Here is a 15,210-nt window from a genome sequence, read left to right as displayed (position 1 = left end):
CTGGCCGCGCCGCGTCACGGCGCCTTGGGGGAGCCGACGGTCGACTCGCGCACCACGAGCTCGGGGGCGAACGGAGTCACCGACGGCGGGGGTGCGGCGGGGTTCGCGAGCTGCTCCAGCAGCGAGCGCGCCGCCGCCGCGCCGATCTCGTATCCGGGCTGGCGGATCGTGGTGAGGGGGATCACGGCCTGGTGCGCCTGGTCGACGTCGTCGAAGCCGATGATCGCGATGTCCTCGGGAACCCGCACGCCGGCGCGCAGGAAGGCGGTGAGCGCGCCGATCGCGAGCATGTCGTTCGCGGCGAAGACCGCATCCGGGCGCTCCTGAGGTGCGCGGGCCACGATCTCCTGTCCCGCGGCGATCCCCGCTTCGATCGTGAGACCCTCGGCGCGCACGGTCGACACCGCCGGTCCCGCGGCGTCGATGAGGCCGGCGAGGCGGTCGGCCGTCTGGCTGACCGTGCCGGGGTCGCCGAGGAAGGCGATGCGCCGACGCCCGAGCTCGTGCAGGTGGGTGCCGGCGAGACGCCCGCCGGCGCGATCGTCGAAGAGCACGGATCCGACCCGCTCGGACGCGATCGAGGGTCCGATGACGACCGACCGGACGCCCTTGTCCGCGAGGCGCTCGAGCGCCGGCACGACGTCGCCGAGCGGGTAGATCACGATGCCCTGAGCGCGATGGGCCTCGAACATCTCCAGATTGCGGGCCTGGACCCCCTCGTCGCGCGCGCTGTTGCTGAAGAACAGCGACCAGCCGCCGGCGCGCAGCACGTCCTCCACGCCGCGGGAGAGCTCGTTGAAGTAGGGCAGCCAGGCGTCCAGGAGGATCAGCGCGATGGCCTTCCCGGCGCCCGCGCGGAGTTGGCGCGCGGATTCGTTCGGCACGAAGCCGAGCTGCTCGATCGCGGCGCGCACGCGCTCGCCGGTGGCAGGGCTCAGCACGTGGGGATGGTTCAGATAGTTCGACACCGTCGAAGCGGACACGCCGGCGAGCGCGGCGACGTCCTTGACGCTGGCGGACATGCAGTGACTCCCGGGTGCTGATGCGGACCCGCTCAGACTAACCCACGGCCGGGGCATCGACCGCACGGTCGGATTTCCCGGGAAAACAGCTATTGACACGTTGCAAGAGCGTGCCGTACGGTGTCCCTCATCAGCAATTGCAACGTGCCAAATGCACGATCGAGCAAGGGAGCTCCTCTCATGAACATCGGATGTCACGCCCTCGTCTGGACCGGGGAGTTCGATGCGTCCGGCATCCGCTCCGCGGCCGAGCGCACGCGCGCCGCCGGCTTCGACCTCATCGAGTACCCGCTGATGGATCCTTCCGCCTTCGACGCGGCCGTCGCGGCGGATGCCGTCGCCGAGCATGGTCTGGCGGTCAGCGCGTCGCTCGGACTGGCGGAGGCGACCGATGTGACGAGCGAGGACCGCGCCGTCGTCGCCGCGGGCGAGGCCCTGCTGCTGCGCGCGGTCGACGTGGTCGCGGAGATGGGCGGCGGGCACTTCTGCGGCGTGCTGTACAGCGCGATGAAGAAGTACATGCAGCCCGCCACCGCACGAGGACTGGAGAACAGCCGACGCGCGATCGCCCGCGTCGCCGACCATGCCGCCGAGCGGGGGATCCGCGTCTCCCTCGAAGTCGTCAACCGCTACGAGACCAACGTGCTGAACACGGCCCGCCAGGCGCTCGCCTATCTCGCGGACGTCGACCGGCAGAATCTCGGGATCCACCTCGACACGTATCACATGAACATCGAGGAGTCCGATATGTTCGCGCCCGTCCTCGATGCCGCGCCCCACCTGCAGTACGTGCACATCGGCGAGAGCCACCGCGGCTACCTCGGCACGGGGTCCGTGGACTTCGGCACGTTCTTCAAGGCGCTGGGCCGGATCGGCTACGACGGTCCGATCGTGTTCGAGTCGTTCTCTTCAGCGGTCGTCGCACCGGATCTCAGCCGCATGCTGGGGATCTGGCGCAACCTCTGGACGAACGGCGACGAGCTGGGTGCGCATGCGAACGCCTTCATCCGCAACAAGCTCGTCGCGATCGACTCCCTTCGGCTGCACTGAGCCGACGGAGCGCCCCAGGCGGGCGGCGAGGGGTCGCCGGCCGCCGAGACCGAACCGTGATGAACCTGTTATTACAGGTCATCGCGGAGTGGAACGTCAATAGATACATTTAGATACAACTTGCATCGGCCGTCAACGGCCGTCAAGATTGATCCGATGTTTGAAAAGGATTTCAAACGATTCGGATCCGACCTTCAAGGAAGCAGGTGAGGCGATGAGCGAGCCCATCCTCGTGGTGGAAGGCATCAGCAAGGGATTCCCCGGTGTACAGGCGCTCAAGGGGGTGAACCTGGAAGTGCGTGCCGGTGAGGTGCTCGTCCTCGTCGGTGAGAACGGCGCCGGCAAGTCGACGCTGATGAAGATCCTCTCGGGCATCTACGCCAAGGACGAGGGCACGATCACGTTCGAGGGGCGGGAGGTCGAGCTGACCAGCCCGCTGCAGGCGCAGCATCTAGGGATCACGATCATCCACCAGGAACTCAACATGATGCCCGACCTCACGGTCGCGCAGAACATCTACGTCGGTCGCGAGCCGCGCACCGGGCCGTTCCTGTCGGAACGGCGCCTGAACGAGCAGGCCGCCGAGTTGCTGAAACGACTCGGCATCGACCTCGACGCGAAGCGCCGCGTCGGCGACCTCACCGTCGCGGAGCAGCAGATGGTCGAGATCGCCAAGGCGCTCTCGTTCAACGCCAAGGTGCTCATCATGGACGAGCCGACCTCCGCGCTCACCGACGCCGAGGTCGAGACCCTGTTCCGCCTCATCGAGCAGCTCAAGGCCAAGGGCACCGGCATCGTCTACATCTCGCATCGCATGGACGAGCTGCGCCGGCTGGCGGACCGGGTCACGGTGCTGCGCGACGGCGCCTACATCGGCTCGCTCGAGAAGGCCGAGATCGACATCTCGAAGGTCATCGAGATGATGGTCGGCCGCCATGTCGACGAGTCGACCCGGCCCGCCGTGAAGGACTTCAGCGCGGAGCCCGTGGTGCTCGAGGTCGAGGGGCTCAGCACGAAGAGCCTGCTCGCCGACGTCTCCTTCGACCTGCGCCGGGGCGAGATCCTCGGCTTCGCAGGCCTGATGGGGGCGGGGCGCACCGAGACGGCGCGGGCCGTGATCGGAGCCGACCACCGGGACGGCGGCACGATCCGCATCGCGGGACGCCCCGTGCGGATCCGTCAGCCCGAGGACGCCGTCAAGCACGGAGTCGGCTACCTGTCCGAGGACCGCAAGCTGCTCGGACTCATGCTCGACCAGGACGTCACGTTCAACACCGTGCTCGCCTCGCTCAGCTCGTACACGAACGCGCTGGGGTGGATGGGCGACCGCAAGGCGAAGAACCAGACGAAGCAGTACGTCCAGCAGCTCCGGGTGAAGACGCCCTCCGTCAACCAGGTCGTCAAGCTCCTCTCCGGAGGCAACCAGCAGAAGGTCGTCATCGCCCGGTGGCTGATGCGCGACTGCGACATCCTCATCTTCGACGAGCCGACCCGAGGGATCGACATCGGCGCGAAGGAGGAGATCTACCGGCTCATGCAGCAGCTCGCTGACGCCGGGAAGTCCATCATCGTCATCTCGTCGGAGCTCCCGGAGATCCTGCGCGTCGCGAACCGCATCGTGGTGTTCGCGAACGGGCGGATCAAGGGGACGCTGCGCAACGAGGAAGCAACCCAGGAGAAGATCATGCACCTTGCAGCCCACGGGGAGGAGAACCGATGAGCGCTCCCGAGCCCTCTGGCTCCACGACCAACGTCATCCAGCAGGCCGTCACCGAGAACACCGACAAGCGCGACTTCGGCGCCGTGCTGAAGCGGCAGCTGCAGCAGTCGCTGGCCTTCGGCACACTGATCGTGCTGGTGGTGTTCTTCTCGCTCGCCAGCGGCCACTTCTTCGAGTGGTCCAACCTGTCCGGGATCCTGCTGTCCACCGCCGTGATCGGCATCCTGGCCCTCGGCACCACGTTCGTCATCATCACCGGCGGCATCGACCTCTCGATCGGCACCGGCATGGCCCTGTGCGCGGTCATGGTCGGCGTGTTCGTGCAGAACCTCGGACTCCCGGTCTGGCTCGGCGTGATCGGCGGCATCCTCACCGGCGTGCTGATGGGGCTCATCAACGGCCTGAACGTGACCTTCCTGCGACTGCCTCCGTTCATCGCGACGCTGGCGATGATGATGGTCGCCGGCGGCCTGGCGCTGATCGTGTCGGGCGTGCGCCCGATCTACTTCACCAAGGCGCCCGACTTCCAGAAGATCGCGCTCGGCACCCTCATCCCCGGCCTGCCCAACGGCGTGCTGATCACGGCGGTCCTGGCGGTGTTCGCCGCGATCGTGCTGTCGAAGACCCTCCTCGGCCGCTACACGTTCGCGATCGGCTCCAACGAGGAGGCCACCCGGCTCAGCGGTGTGAACACGCGGCGCTGGACGATCTTCATCTACATGTTCGCGGGCGCCTTCACCGGCGTCGCGGGCGTGGTCATCGCCTCCCGCCTCGGCTCCGCCCAGCCGCAGATCGGCACGGGCTACGAGCTGCAGGCCATCGCCGCCGTCATCATCGGCGGGACCTCGCTGCTCGGCGGCCGCGGATCGATCCTCGGCACCGTGATCGGCGCGCTCATCATGAGCGTGCTCGTCAACGGCCTGCGGATCCTGTCCATCCAGCCCGAGTGGCAGAACGTCGTCGTCGGCATCGTGATCCTCATCGCGGTGTTCTTCGACTCGCTGCGCAACCGGCAGCGGACCTGATGCGTCGGTCTGGCCGGACGGTCACCCGTTCGGCCGGACCGCTCGGCCCCGGCCGAACCGCGGAGCGATCCGCAAACCCCTCACCCGAATGTCCACAAACAACGGAGTTCTCATGAAATTCGGCAAGAAGACCGCTTTCGCGGCCGTCCTGGCCGCCACGGCGATCGCGATCGCCGGGTGCTCGAGCAGCGGATCCACCGGCGGCGGCTCGTCGTCCGGCGGCGGCAGCGGCAAGATGACGATCGCGCTCGTCTCCAAGGGCTTCCAGCACCAGTTCTGGCAGGCCGTGAAGAAGGGCGCCGACGAGGAGGGCCAGAAGCTCGGCGTCGACGTCACCTTCGACGGACCCCCCGCCGAGACCGATATCGACCAGCAGTTGCAGATGCTGCAGACCGCGATCGACAAGAGCCCGGCGGCGATCGGCTACGCCGCGCTCGACCCCGAGGCGTGTGTCGCCCCGCTGCAGCAGGCCAAGGAGAAGAAGATCCCCGTGGTCTACTTCGACGCCCCCTGCAACGGCGATGCGGGTCTGAGCCTCGCCGCGACGGACAGCAAGAAGGCGGGTGCCCTCGCCGCCGAGCACATGGCCGAGCTGATCGGGAAGAAGGGCGAGGTCGCGATCGTCGGCCACTCCCAGATCAACTCGACGGGTGTGCAGCGCCGTGACGGCTTCGTCAACAAGATGAAGAGCGACTACCCCGACATCAAGATCGTCGACATCCAGTACGGTGACGGCGACCACCTGAAGTCGGCCGACATCGCCAAGGCGATGATCGCTGCTCACCCGAATCTGAAGGGCCTGTACGGCACGAACGAGGGCTCGGCGATCGGAATCGTCGACGCGGTCAACGAGCTCGGTCTGGCCAAGGGCAAGATCACGATCGTCGGCTTCGACTCGGGAGCCGCGCAGATCAACGCCATCAAGGACGGCACGATGGCCGGAGCCATCACTCAGGACCCGATCGGCATCGGCAAGCGCACGGTCGAGTCGGCCGTCGCTGCCGCGAAGGGCGAGAAGATCGAGAAGTTCTACGACACCGGTTCGTACTGGTACGACAAGAGCAACATCGACGACCCGAAGATCGCCGCGGTGCTCTACCAGTGATCTGACAGATGCGGAAGAACGGCCCCCTCTCGCGAGGGGGCCGTTCTGACGTCCGCGCCGTTCAGATCCGCTGCAGGAAGGTGAGCTGCGAGGAGGGCTCGACGATGAGCTCCTGCAGCGCGGCGTTGAACGGTCCGCCTGCGGGGTTGGCGAGGTGCGCCTGGAACGCCGACTCGTCGCGGTAGACCTCGTACACGAAGAACCGGTCGGTGTCGTCGACGAGGCGAGTGGCGTCGAAGACGACGCATCCCTCCTCGCGGCGCACCTCCTCGGCGAAGCCGGCGAGCAGCGCGGCGATCCGTTCGGCCGAGCCGGGGCGGGCGGTGAACGTGGCGTGCAGGATCGTGGGGTCGGTCATGGGATCTCCTTCGGATGGGGGCGGAGCGGCGCCTGATCGGGCGACGAACCCGCCCGATCACCGCGGCGCGCGCGAGGATCGGGCGAGGAAGAGGGATCAGCCGGCGCGACAGGCGGCCAGCGCGGAGGAGAAGCGCCGGGCGCGCGCTTCGAGGTCGTCCCAGTCGCCTGCGGCGATCGAGGCGCTGTTCGCGAGGTCGCCGCCGGCACCGACCGCGACGGCGCCGGCCCCGAACCAGTCGGCGAGGTTGTCCGCGGTCACACCGCCGGTGGGCATGAGCGGCGCGTGCGGGAACGGTCCGCGCAGCGCGCTCAGGTATGCGGGGCCGCCGAGGGAGGCAGGGAAGATCTTCACCACGTCGACCTCGAGTCGCAGTGCCGTCATCACCTCGGTCGGGGTGAGCGCGCCCGTCATGATCACGGCGCCCGTGGCGCGCATCGCCGCGGTGAGGTCGGGGAGCGTGCCCGGGCTCACCAGGAAGGCCGCACCGGCGTCCGCCGCCGCCTCGGCTTCGGCGGACGTGGTCACCGTGCCGGCGCCCACGTAGGCGCCCTCGCCGTGCCGGGCGATGAGCTCGCGGATCACCGCCGGCGCATCCGGGGTCGAATAGGTCACCTCGATCCCCGTGACCCCGCCGCGGATGAGCGCGTCGGCGGTGTGCAGTGCCGCGTCTGCGGAGGGGGTGCGGAGCACGGCGAGCACCCCGGTGGCGCGGGCGCGGGCGAGACGGTCGGTCATGGATCCTCCGGATCGGGTCGGTCGGGTCGGGTCGGTCGGGTCGAGTCGGGTCGGGTCAGCGCGACAGGGTCAGCAGGCGCGCCGGATTGGACACGAGCATCGTGTTGGCGGCGGCGTCGCCGATCTCCGCCCGCAGCCGGGGCAGATAGCGCTCGCCGAGGTACGCGAGCCCTGGCATCCCGCCGTACGCGATGTAGCGGGTGCGGCGGGCGACGTCGCCGCCGAGGAGCACCCGGTCGCCGGCGCCCGCGGCGACCACCGCGGCGGTGAGCGTGAGCAGCTCCGCGTCGCTGCGGGTGCGCGGGCGTGCGAACCCGTCGTAGCCGAGGTACGCCCCGCGTTCGGCGAGCGCGACGTGGAGCCCCGGATCCGGGTCACGGTCCGCGTGCGCGAGCACCACCCGCTCTGCCGGGACGCCCTCCGCGGCGAGCAGATCGAGCACCTCGTGCGCCGCGGTGCAGAACTCCAGGTGCACCATGATCGCGGCGCCCGTGGCCCGATGCGCGGCGGCCAGGGCGAACAGCGTGGTGCGCTCGAACGGACTGATCCGCCAGTAGTCGACGCCGCCCTTGAGGATCCCGGCGCGCACGGGCGAGCCGTCGGGGGAGAGCGCGACGGGGCCGTTCGGATCCGCATCGTCGCGGGGCTGGCCATGCGCGATCTCGGCGACGAGGCGCCGCTCCAGCGTCGCGGCGTCGTCCGCGCGGGTGGGGTGGCCCGGCGTGTAGTGCGCCTCGCGATGGCGCCCCGCGGCCGCCACGATGCGCAGACCGGTGGCCGCGGCGATCCGGGCGACGCCCGCGGGGTCGCGGCCGAGCCCGGACGGGGTCGCGTCGATCATCGCCGCGAACCCGCTGTCGCGCAACAGCTCGGCCTCCCGCGTCGAGGCGGGTTCGTCGTCGAGCTCGTCCCCCGGCAGCAGCGGCGTGACCTGGAACAGGTGCTCGTGGTAGTCCGTCGGTCCCCAGTCGGCGGCGTCGACATCGCCGAGCACCGTGCGGATGACGCCGCCGGTGCTCATCGCCGCACCGACTCCGCGGCCTCGGCGAGCCGCTCGACGGTGGAGGCGTCGAGGTCGAGCTCGAACACGTCGGCGACGACCTGCGACCAGCCGTGGATGAAGTAGCGCCAGCCGTCCACCACGGTCAGCTCGCGCGATCGCCGCTGGGCCGTGGCCTGGTGCAGGAACTCGAGGGATCCGCGGTAGTTGAACTCCCAGACCACCGCCCGCTCCGGGAACACCACGGCGTCGGTCAGCGGGGATCCGGGGCGGTCCTTGCCGAGCCCGGTGGCGTTCACGATCACGGATCCGGCCGGGGCGGCGGCGACGATCGCGTCGGCATCCTCCGGCGTGGCGGTGCGCACGCACCGGATCAGGCCCTCCGGTGTGCCGTGCTGGCGGTGCACCTCGCGCAGGTGGTCGAGTTTGTCCTCGCTGCGGGCCGTCACCGTGATCAGCGCGGGGGCGTCGGCGCGCTCGGCCAGTGCCCAGCTCAGCGCGGTGCCGGAGCCGCCTGCGCCGAGGATCACGACCTCCGCACCGGTGCGGGCGAAGTAGTCGTCAGGGATGATCTCGCGCAGAGCGAGATCGACGGTGAGCGGATCCTTCGCCTGACCGATCAGCCGATCGGCGCCGTCCGGACCGGGGCGCTTGGAGATGCTGGAGATCTCCGAGCAGGACACCGCGAACGGATCCAGCTCGTCGAACAGGTCGGAGGCCGCGGCGAACACGTTCATCTTGTGCGTGGTGACCAGCGCGCCGCGGTGATGCGGATCATCGCGGATCTGCTCGACGAGCTCTCGGTACCGCTCGGGTGCGGCATCCATCGGCAGGTCGTGCCCGACGAGGGTGCGCGTGGGCAGCCCGAGCACGTCGGCCCACAGCGGGAACACGCTCATGATCGAGGAGGATCCGGTGGTCACGCCGACGAAGCCCATGCGAGCGGCGGCGGGGGTGTCGGCAGGGGCGGGGATGCGGGTCATTCGGGCTCCAGCGGGTGGGGCGGTCAGCGGACCGGGTGGATCGGATCCTCGCCGCGCAGGATGGCGAGGGCGTTGTCGAGGGCCATCCGGCCCATGTTGTCGACGGCCTGGGTGGTCTGCGCCCCGAGATGAGGGGTGACGGTGACCCGGTCGTCGAGATCCGCGGCGAGGAGCGGGCTCGCGCTCGCCGCGGTGTCGCCGTCCAGCGTGTCGGCGGCGTACGCGGCGAGCCCTCCCGTGCGCAGGGCCGTGGCGAGCGCCGCCTCGTCCACGAGGTCGGGGCGGGCGGTGTTGACGATCACGGTGCCGGGGCGGAGCGCGGCGAGCCGTGCCTCGTCGACGAGGCGCTGTCCGCCGGGGGCGTGCAGCGTGATCACGTCCGCAGCGCGGAACAGGTCGTCAAGAGGTGTGGGCTCGGCGCCGGCACCTCGCACGGCATCGTCGGGGAGGAATGGATCCGAGGCCAGGACCCGGGATCCGAATCCGCTCAACCGCTTCGCGACGCCCTGGCCGATGCGGCCGAAGCCGACGATCCCGACGGTCGCGGCGCCGAGCTCGCGCCCGCGGCGCACGGCCCAGTCGCCCGCACGCACGCGGCGGTCGCCGTCGGCGATGCCGCGCAGGGCCGCGAGCATGAGACCCACGGCGTGGTCGGCGACGGCGTCCGCGTTGGCGCCTGGGGTGTTGGTGACCGGGATGCCGCGGCCGCGTGCGGCGGCGAGGTCGACGGCTTCGGTGCCGACGCCGTAGCGTGCGATCACCGCGAGCCGAGGTGCGGCGGCCAGGTGCTCGGCGGTGACCGGGCCGGTGCCGGCGATCCAGGCGTCCGCGTCGCGCAGCAGGGGGCGCAGCTCGGCGAGGTCGTGGTGCGCGGGGCCGCGCACCACACGATGGCCCGCGGACGCGGCACGGGAGACGAGGTCGAGTTCGCCGTCGGAGAACGAGCGGCTGGTGACGAGGATGACGCCCATCAGACCTCCCCGTCGCCGACGTGACCGGCGAACCACGGAGCGAGCGCGGTGTACGCCTCGGTGAAGCGCCGGTGCCGTCGCTCGTGCTCGGCGTGCCGGGTCGGATCCGGGAGGAACTCGGCGGTGATCTCGCTGAGACTGCGGGCGACGGAGAAATCGGCGAGGTCCAGTCCGACCGCGGCGGTGACCGCGGCGCCCAGGCTGTTGGCCTCCTCCACGATCGTGCGCCGGCGCACGGGCACGCCCCAGACGTCGGCGAGGACGGCGAGCCACGCATCGGACTGCGCCCCGCCGCCGACCGCGTCGATGCGGTCGATCACCGCACCGGACTCGCGGAAGGCCTGCAGGCAGGTGAAGAGGTTGTATGCGACGCCCTCCAACACCGCGCGTACGAGGTGCTCTCTGCGGTGGTGGCGGCCGATGCCGACGAAGGCGCCGCGTGCGTGCGGATCCCACAGCGGCGACCGCTCGCCGAGCAGGTATGGAAGGAAGTACAGTCCCTCGGTGTCGAGGTCGCCTCCCGCGTCGGCTGTAAGGCGCGCGGTCTCGGGGTGCGACGGGTCCGGGCTGAGCGCCTCGGCGATCCACTGCACCGAGGCTCCGCCAGCCTGCATGGTCGCGGTCGGCACGTAGCTGCCCGGCACCACATTGTCGAAGGTCATCGTGCGCATGCCGGCGTCGTGCAGCGGTGCGCCGGCGGCGAAGGAGATCCAGGACGACGTGCCCAGACACACGTACGCGCCGTCCTCCGGCGCCACGACGCCGGATCCGACCGCGGCCATTGGGCCATCGCCTCCGCCCATCACGACACGGGTCGACACGGGCAGGCCGAGCGCGACGGCCGCGTCCGGGGTGAGCGTGCCGACGACGGACGTCGACGCGAGGATCTCGGGGAACAGGGCCGGATCCAGGCGGGCGGCGGCGAGCACCTCACCCGACCAAGCCCCCGCGATCTGGTCGTAGGCGTTGGTGCCGCTCGCGTCCGAGCGGTCTGTGGCGAGACGTCCGGTCAGGCGCAGCACGATGAAGTCCTTCGCGACGCACACGCGCCGCACGCGCTCCCAGTTCTCGGGTTCGTTGTCGCGCACCCACATGACCTTCTCGACGGAGTAGGTGGGGTTCAGGCGATGCCCCAGGATCCGATACGCGTGCTCCATGCTCAGAGCGGACTCGAGTTCGCGCTGCTGGGCATCTGAGCGGGTGTCGGCCCAGATGATCGCAGGGCGGACCGGCGCGCCCTCGCCGTCGAGCAGCACGGCGCCCATCATCTGGCCGCTGACCACGACGCCCGCCACGTCGGACGGCGTCGTGCCGGTGCGGGCGAGCAGGTCGCGGGTGGCGGCGACGACGGCGTTCCACCAGTCCTCGGGGTTCTGCTCGGCGACGCCCCCGTCGGCGAAGTGCGCCGGATAGGCCACGGTGACGGCGGCGACGAGGCGCCCGTCATCGTGATGCAGGGACGCCTTGTTCCCCGTGGTGCCGAGGTCGTGTGCGATGAGCATGGCGCGGTCTCCGCTCAGGCGCCGGCGTACGGGCGCAGCTCCACGCCGTCGGCGGTGCGGTGCGCGCGGGCCCCCATGCCGTGCTCAAGCACCCAGCCGTAGTCGTGGCCGGCTCCGCCGGGGTATACGGCGAGGAAGGCGTACGGCTCGTCGCCCGTGTTCACGGAACGGTGCGCCCAGCCCGGCGGGATGTATCCGATCGTGCCGGGAAGCATGTCCAGCCACTCTGTGCGCTCGCCGTCGAACATGAGGAGGCCGCCCGTGCCTTTCAACGCGAGGTAGATCTCGCCCTGGTGGTCGGGGTGCTGGTGTCCCTTCGTCATCCACAGCTCGCCGGCCGTGGTGCCGGGCATGATCGTGGTGATGGACTGGGGCAGTTCTCGGCCGAGCTCGGGGACGGGGGAGCTGGTCACGGTGTAGACGACGGGGTTCTCGCCCTCGGCGGCCTCTCGCCATGCCCGCTCATCGAGGAACAGCCCCTCCAGGTCGGACATGCGACGGGTGAGTGTGGGCCCCTCGGGCGAGAGCGTCAGCGTCTCAGCGTCGAACGTGATCGCGAACGGCGCGATCGGTGGGGTGCGGAACGCGGGCATCGTTACCTCCGGGCCGGGCGCGACGCGCCTCCTGTCATTACAAGTGAGAGCATACCTGTTATTACAGGTTGGTGTCCAGCGTCCTGCCGGGCCCACCGCATCGGTCGCGGCCGTGCGCGCTGCGCGGCATCCCCGTCAGCGCGGTGCGAGATCCACGCCCCGAGAACGGGCCAGCCGATGCGCGCCGCGCGCCTGGTCCAGGTGCGCCCGCCCGGCTTCCTCGAACTCGCGCGTCAGACGCTCGCGCCCGGGGTACACGGCGTGGCCGGCCGGCAGCACGGCGAGCTCGAGCGGGCCCGCGGACCGGGCCACCGCGTTCGCGATCGCGAACTGGCCCTGCGGCGGGACGTTCGCATCCCAGAGGGCCGCTTCCACGCGCACCGGGATCCGGTTCAGCAGCATCGCCGTGGAGGCGTCGAACAGCCGCAGCACGTCGCGGGCGGCAGGGTGGGCCTGCACGTGCCGGCGCAGGGCCTCGCCGCTGCCCAGACATCGCACGGCGAGCCGTTCGTCGTGCTGCCCGAAGCTCGGCACGATGAGCGTCGCCGCGATGTAGCGGTCGTCCCAGGGCAGCGCCAGCGCGCCGATCCCGCCGCCGAAGCTCTCGCCGACGTACGCGAGAGGCAGCGGCCCGGCGAGCGTGCACAGCGCATCGGCGGCGAGCCACAGGTCGCGCGCGCACAGCCCCAGCACGGACCGGTCGGGATCCTCGAGTCCGGCGACGACGTGGTCGTCCCGCGTCGAGGGGGCGCCCACGCCGGTGTTGAGCGCGCCGAGACCCCGCGCGACGGGGAAGATCACGGCCGCGTCGTCGGGCACCCGGGCGAAGTCGGGTGCGGCCCGCCCGCCGTAGCCGTGCCCGTGCACGACGCCGATCCGCGCCGGGCCGTCGATCGGCTCGGCGAGCCAGGCGCGCAGCCGGGTGCCGTCGGCGCCGGCGTGCTCCACGATCGACAGGCGACGGCCGTCCTGCTCGCCGACAGGGGTGCGCTCCGGCGAGGCGTCCATGCGCTGCGCCTGCGCGCGCCACGCCCGCCAGCGGTCCGCGAAGCCGTCCGGCACCGGCACCGGCTCCACGCGTCGCAGTGCGGGCAGATCGAAGCCGTAGGTGCCGTCGAGCTCCGCCTCGGGGAACCAGTCGCGATACGGGGCGGGGATCGTCATGGGCGGATCCTCCCGGTCCGAGCCAGGGCCGGCGGCCGCATGGCGGAGCCGGCGGCGCATGCGCCACGGCTCGCCGAACCGCGGGGCGGGCGCATGGCAGACTGGAGCCGCGATCGGAAGGAGCGCAGGTGCTGGTATCGGAGCGACGTGAGCGCATCCTCGCGCACGTCCGCGAGCGCGGCACTGCGACGATCCCCGAACTGGCCGGGATCCTCGGCGTGAGCCCGATGACGATCCGCCGCGACATCGACCTGCTGGCCGACGAGGGCGCCGTGCGCAAGGTGCGCGGCGGGGTCAGGGCCGCGCCGCACGCCGGATCGCTGCGTGCGTCGGCAGGAACGGTCAGCGCGGAGCGCCGGGCCGTGGCGGCGCTCGCCGCGGGTCTCGTCGAGCCGGGCATGGCCATCGGGATCTCCGGCGGGACGATCTCGCTCGCGCTCGCCGAGGCGCTCGCCGGGGTGCCCGAACTGACCGTGGTGACCAACTCCCTGCCCGTGTCGGAGCTGTTCGCCGGGCCGGAGCGCGCCGACGAGCCCTACACCCAGACCGTCGTGCTGACGGGCGGGGTCCGCACGCCGGCGCAGGCGATGGTGGGTCCCGTGGCCGTCCGCGCGCTCGAGCAGCTGCACTGCGACGTCGTGTTCCTCGACGTGCACGGCCTGGACGTGCAGGCCGGGATGACGACGATGAACCTGCTCGAGGCGGAGACGGATCGGGCTTTCATGGCCGCAGGGCGCGAGGTCGTCGTGCTCGCCGACCACGGACGCTGGGGAACCGTGGGACTCACGACCATCGCCGACCTGGACGAGATCGACCGCCTGGTGATCGACGCCCGGCTCGAGGAGAGCGCACGGGCGCAGCTCGCCGAGCACGTGGGGGAGCTGCTCATCGCAGACCTCGGCGAGGGCTGAGCGCGCGGCGGTCATCCTCGGCTGGAGCTGGAGCTGGAGCTGGAGCTGGAGCTGGAGCGCGCGTCCGGTTCGGCATGTGCACCCGAGCCGGTGCGTGCGCGTCGACGGCCCGGCTCGGATCCCCCGACCGTGCTCCGGCGCTCGATCAGCCGGAAGCCGACGGTGACGTGCCGCACGGGCAGGTCCGCACCGGGCGGAGCGGTCAGCTGACGCTCCAGTTCCGTGAACGCGGCGTTCACGAGCTGCTCGTGATCGGGGGCGACCGTGGTGAGGGCCGGGATCGCGAAGCGTGCCGCGCGGATGTCGTCGATGCCGGTCACGGCGACGTCGTCGGGCACGGTGCGCCCCGCGGCGTGCAGTGCGGCCAGCGCGCCGAGCGCCACCGAGTCGTTCGCGCAGACGATGCCGTCGAGGTCGCCGATCACGCCCAGCATCTCGGCCGTCGCCCGTTCGCCCTCCTCGGCCGAGAACGCGGCCACCTGGGCGACGGCTGCCGGATCCACGCGCACGCCGGCTGCCTGCATGCCCTCCATGTACCCGGCGTGGCGGCGATCGGCGGCGTCGGAGGGGCGCGCGTCGCGGCGACCGATGAACGCGATCCTGCGGCGGCCGAGACCGAGCAGGTGCTCCGTGGCGAGGCGGGCGGCGGCGCGGTTGTCGATCGTGACGTGCGTGAACGGGCTCGCCTGGATGTGCTCGCCGAGCAGGACCAGGGGGCCCGGGGCCGTGCGCCGGGTGAGGTCGCTGACCGTCAGCGACCGGGGGATGTGGATGAGCCCGTCGATCGGGGGCAGTCCCACGCCGTCGGCCACGGCGATCTCGCGGGCGTGGTCGCCCTCGGTCTGCACGATGAGCACGGCGAGCCCGCGCTCGTCGGCGCGGCGCACGAGCAGCGACGTCAGCTCCGCGAAGTACGGTTCCTCGAGGTCGGGCACGGCGAGCGCGACGAGCCCGGTGCGCGGGGCCCGGATCACCGGAACGGCGCGCTGCGCATCGGTCCGGTGCGGGTCGGTGGAGCGCATGACGGGCCTCCTCGCGGTCGTGCGTCGCGCCGGGAGCGATCGCCCG

15 protein-coding genes are annotated in these 15,210 nt (G+C 71.1%); 5 read left to right on the top strand and 10 right to left on the bottom strand.

Features of this window, described 5'->3' with window-relative positions; genetic code table 11:
• Positions 1 to 14 precede the first annotated feature (14 nt).
• Positions 15 to 1,022, bottom strand: coding sequence for a LacI family DNA-binding transcriptional regulator (locus ACYQ1L_RS17310; RefSeq protein WP_460005255.1), 1,008 nt, complete (start codon positions 1,020 to 1,022; stop codon positions 15 to 17).
• Between the two features lie 180 nt (positions 1,023 to 1,202).
• On the opposite strand from ACYQ1L_RS17310, the gene ACYQ1L_RS17305 reads away from it, so the two are divergent.
• The 4 genes from ACYQ1L_RS17305 (at position 1,203) to ACYQ1L_RS17290 (ending at position 5,922) form a co-directional block, all read left to right on the top strand.
• Entirely contained in the window at positions 1,203 to 2,072 is an 870-nt protein-coding gene (locus ACYQ1L_RS17305) for a sugar phosphate isomerase/epimerase family protein (RefSeq protein WP_460005254.1), read from the top strand.
• Positions 2,073 to 2,286: 214 nt separating this feature from the next.
• The gene (locus tag ACYQ1L_RS17300; RefSeq protein ID WP_460005253.1) at positions 2,287 to 3,792 is read left to right on the top strand and encodes a sugar ABC transporter ATP-binding protein; all 1,506 of its coding nucleotides are present in this window, start codon (positions 2,287 to 2,289) and stop codon (positions 3,790 to 3,792) included.
• Entirely contained in the window at positions 3,789 to 4,817 is a 1,029-nt protein-coding gene (locus ACYQ1L_RS17295) for an ABC transporter permease (protein WP_460005252.1), read from the top strand. Before ACYQ1L_RS17300 ends, ACYQ1L_RS17295 begins: the two co-directional genes overlap by 4 nt.
• A 112-nt stretch (positions 4,818 to 4,929) precedes the next feature.
• On the top strand, positions 4,930 to 5,922 hold the full coding sequence (locus tag ACYQ1L_RS17290; RefSeq protein WP_460005251.1) for an ABC transporter substrate-binding protein: 993 nt from the start codon (positions 4,930 to 4,932) through the stop codon (positions 5,920 to 5,922).
• Positions 5,923 to 5,983: 61 nt separating this feature from the next.
• Here the strand turns inward: ACYQ1L_RS17290 and ACYQ1L_RS17285 are convergent, their stop codons facing one another.
• From ACYQ1L_RS17285 to ACYQ1L_RS17250, 8 genes are all read right to left on the bottom strand, one after another.
• Positions 5,984 to 6,280, bottom strand: a complete 297-nt coding sequence (locus ACYQ1L_RS17285) for a putative quinol monooxygenase (protein ID WP_460005250.1) — start codon at positions 6,278 to 6,280, stop codon at positions 5,984 to 5,986.
• Between the two features lie 96 nt (positions 6,281 to 6,376).
• Entirely contained in the window at positions 6,377 to 7,018 is a 642-nt protein-coding gene (locus ACYQ1L_RS17280) for a bifunctional 4-hydroxy-2-oxoglutarate aldolase/2-dehydro-3-deoxy-phosphogluconate aldolase (protein ID WP_460005249.1), read from the bottom strand.
• A 55-nt stretch (positions 7,019 to 7,073) separates the two neighbouring features.
• The gene (locus ACYQ1L_RS17275) at positions 7,074 to 8,039 is read right to left on the bottom strand and encodes a phosphotriesterase family protein (protein WP_460005248.1); all 966 of its coding nucleotides are present in this window, start codon (positions 8,037 to 8,039) and stop codon (positions 7,074 to 7,076) included.
• Positions 8,036 to 9,001, bottom strand: coding sequence for a shikimate dehydrogenase family protein (locus ACYQ1L_RS17270; protein ID WP_460005247.1), 966 nt, complete (start codon positions 8,999 to 9,001; stop codon positions 8,036 to 8,038). Before ACYQ1L_RS17270 ends, ACYQ1L_RS17275 begins: the two co-directional genes overlap by 4 nt.
• A gap of 23 nt (positions 9,002 to 9,024) precedes the next feature.
• Positions 9,025 to 9,972 (bottom strand): NAD(P)-dependent oxidoreductase, encoded by a 948-nt coding sequence (locus tag ACYQ1L_RS17265; protein WP_460005246.1) that lies wholly within the window; start codon positions 9,970 to 9,972, stop codon positions 9,025 to 9,027.
• Positions 9,972 to 11,474: a xylulokinase gene (gene xylB, locus ACYQ1L_RS17260; RefSeq protein ID WP_460005245.1), complete on the bottom strand. Its 1,503-nt coding sequence runs from the start codon at positions 11,472 to 11,474 to the stop codon at positions 9,972 to 9,974. The genes ACYQ1L_RS17265 and xylB overlap by 1 nt, the downstream gene beginning before the upstream one ends.
• A gap of 14 nt (positions 11,475 to 11,488) precedes the next feature.
• On the bottom strand, positions 11,489 to 12,067 hold the full coding sequence (locus ACYQ1L_RS17255; protein WP_460005244.1) for a glucose-6-phosphate isomerase family protein: 579 nt from the start codon (positions 12,065 to 12,067) through the stop codon (positions 11,489 to 11,491).
• A 135-nt stretch (positions 12,068 to 12,202) separates the two neighbouring features.
• Positions 12,203 to 13,231 carry an acetylxylan esterase family protein gene (locus ACYQ1L_RS17250; RefSeq protein ID WP_460005243.1) on the bottom strand — a complete coding sequence of 343 codons (1,029 nt, stop codon included), beginning with the start codon at positions 13,229 to 13,231 and terminating at the stop codon, positions 12,203 to 12,205.
• A 128-nt stretch (positions 13,232 to 13,359) separates the two neighbouring features.
• Between ACYQ1L_RS17250 and ACYQ1L_RS17245 the strand changes: the two genes are divergently transcribed.
• Positions 13,360 to 14,142 (top strand): DeoR/GlpR family DNA-binding transcription regulator, encoded by a 783-nt coding sequence (locus ACYQ1L_RS17245; RefSeq protein WP_460005242.1) that lies wholly within the window; start codon positions 13,360 to 13,362, stop codon positions 14,140 to 14,142.
• An 11-nt stretch (positions 14,143 to 14,153) separates the two neighbouring features.
• Here ACYQ1L_RS17245 and ACYQ1L_RS17240 read toward each other — a convergent pair whose 3' ends face one another.
• Positions 14,154 to 15,164 (bottom strand): LacI family DNA-binding transcriptional regulator, encoded by a 1,011-nt coding sequence (locus ACYQ1L_RS17240; RefSeq protein ID WP_460005241.1) that lies wholly within the window; start codon positions 15,162 to 15,164, stop codon positions 14,154 to 14,156.
• Between the last annotated feature and the right edge of the window lie 46 nt (positions 15,165 to 15,210).

The organism is Microbacterium xylanilyticum, assembly GCF_054654695.1.
This window is presented reverse-complemented; position numbering and strand designations above follow the sequence as displayed.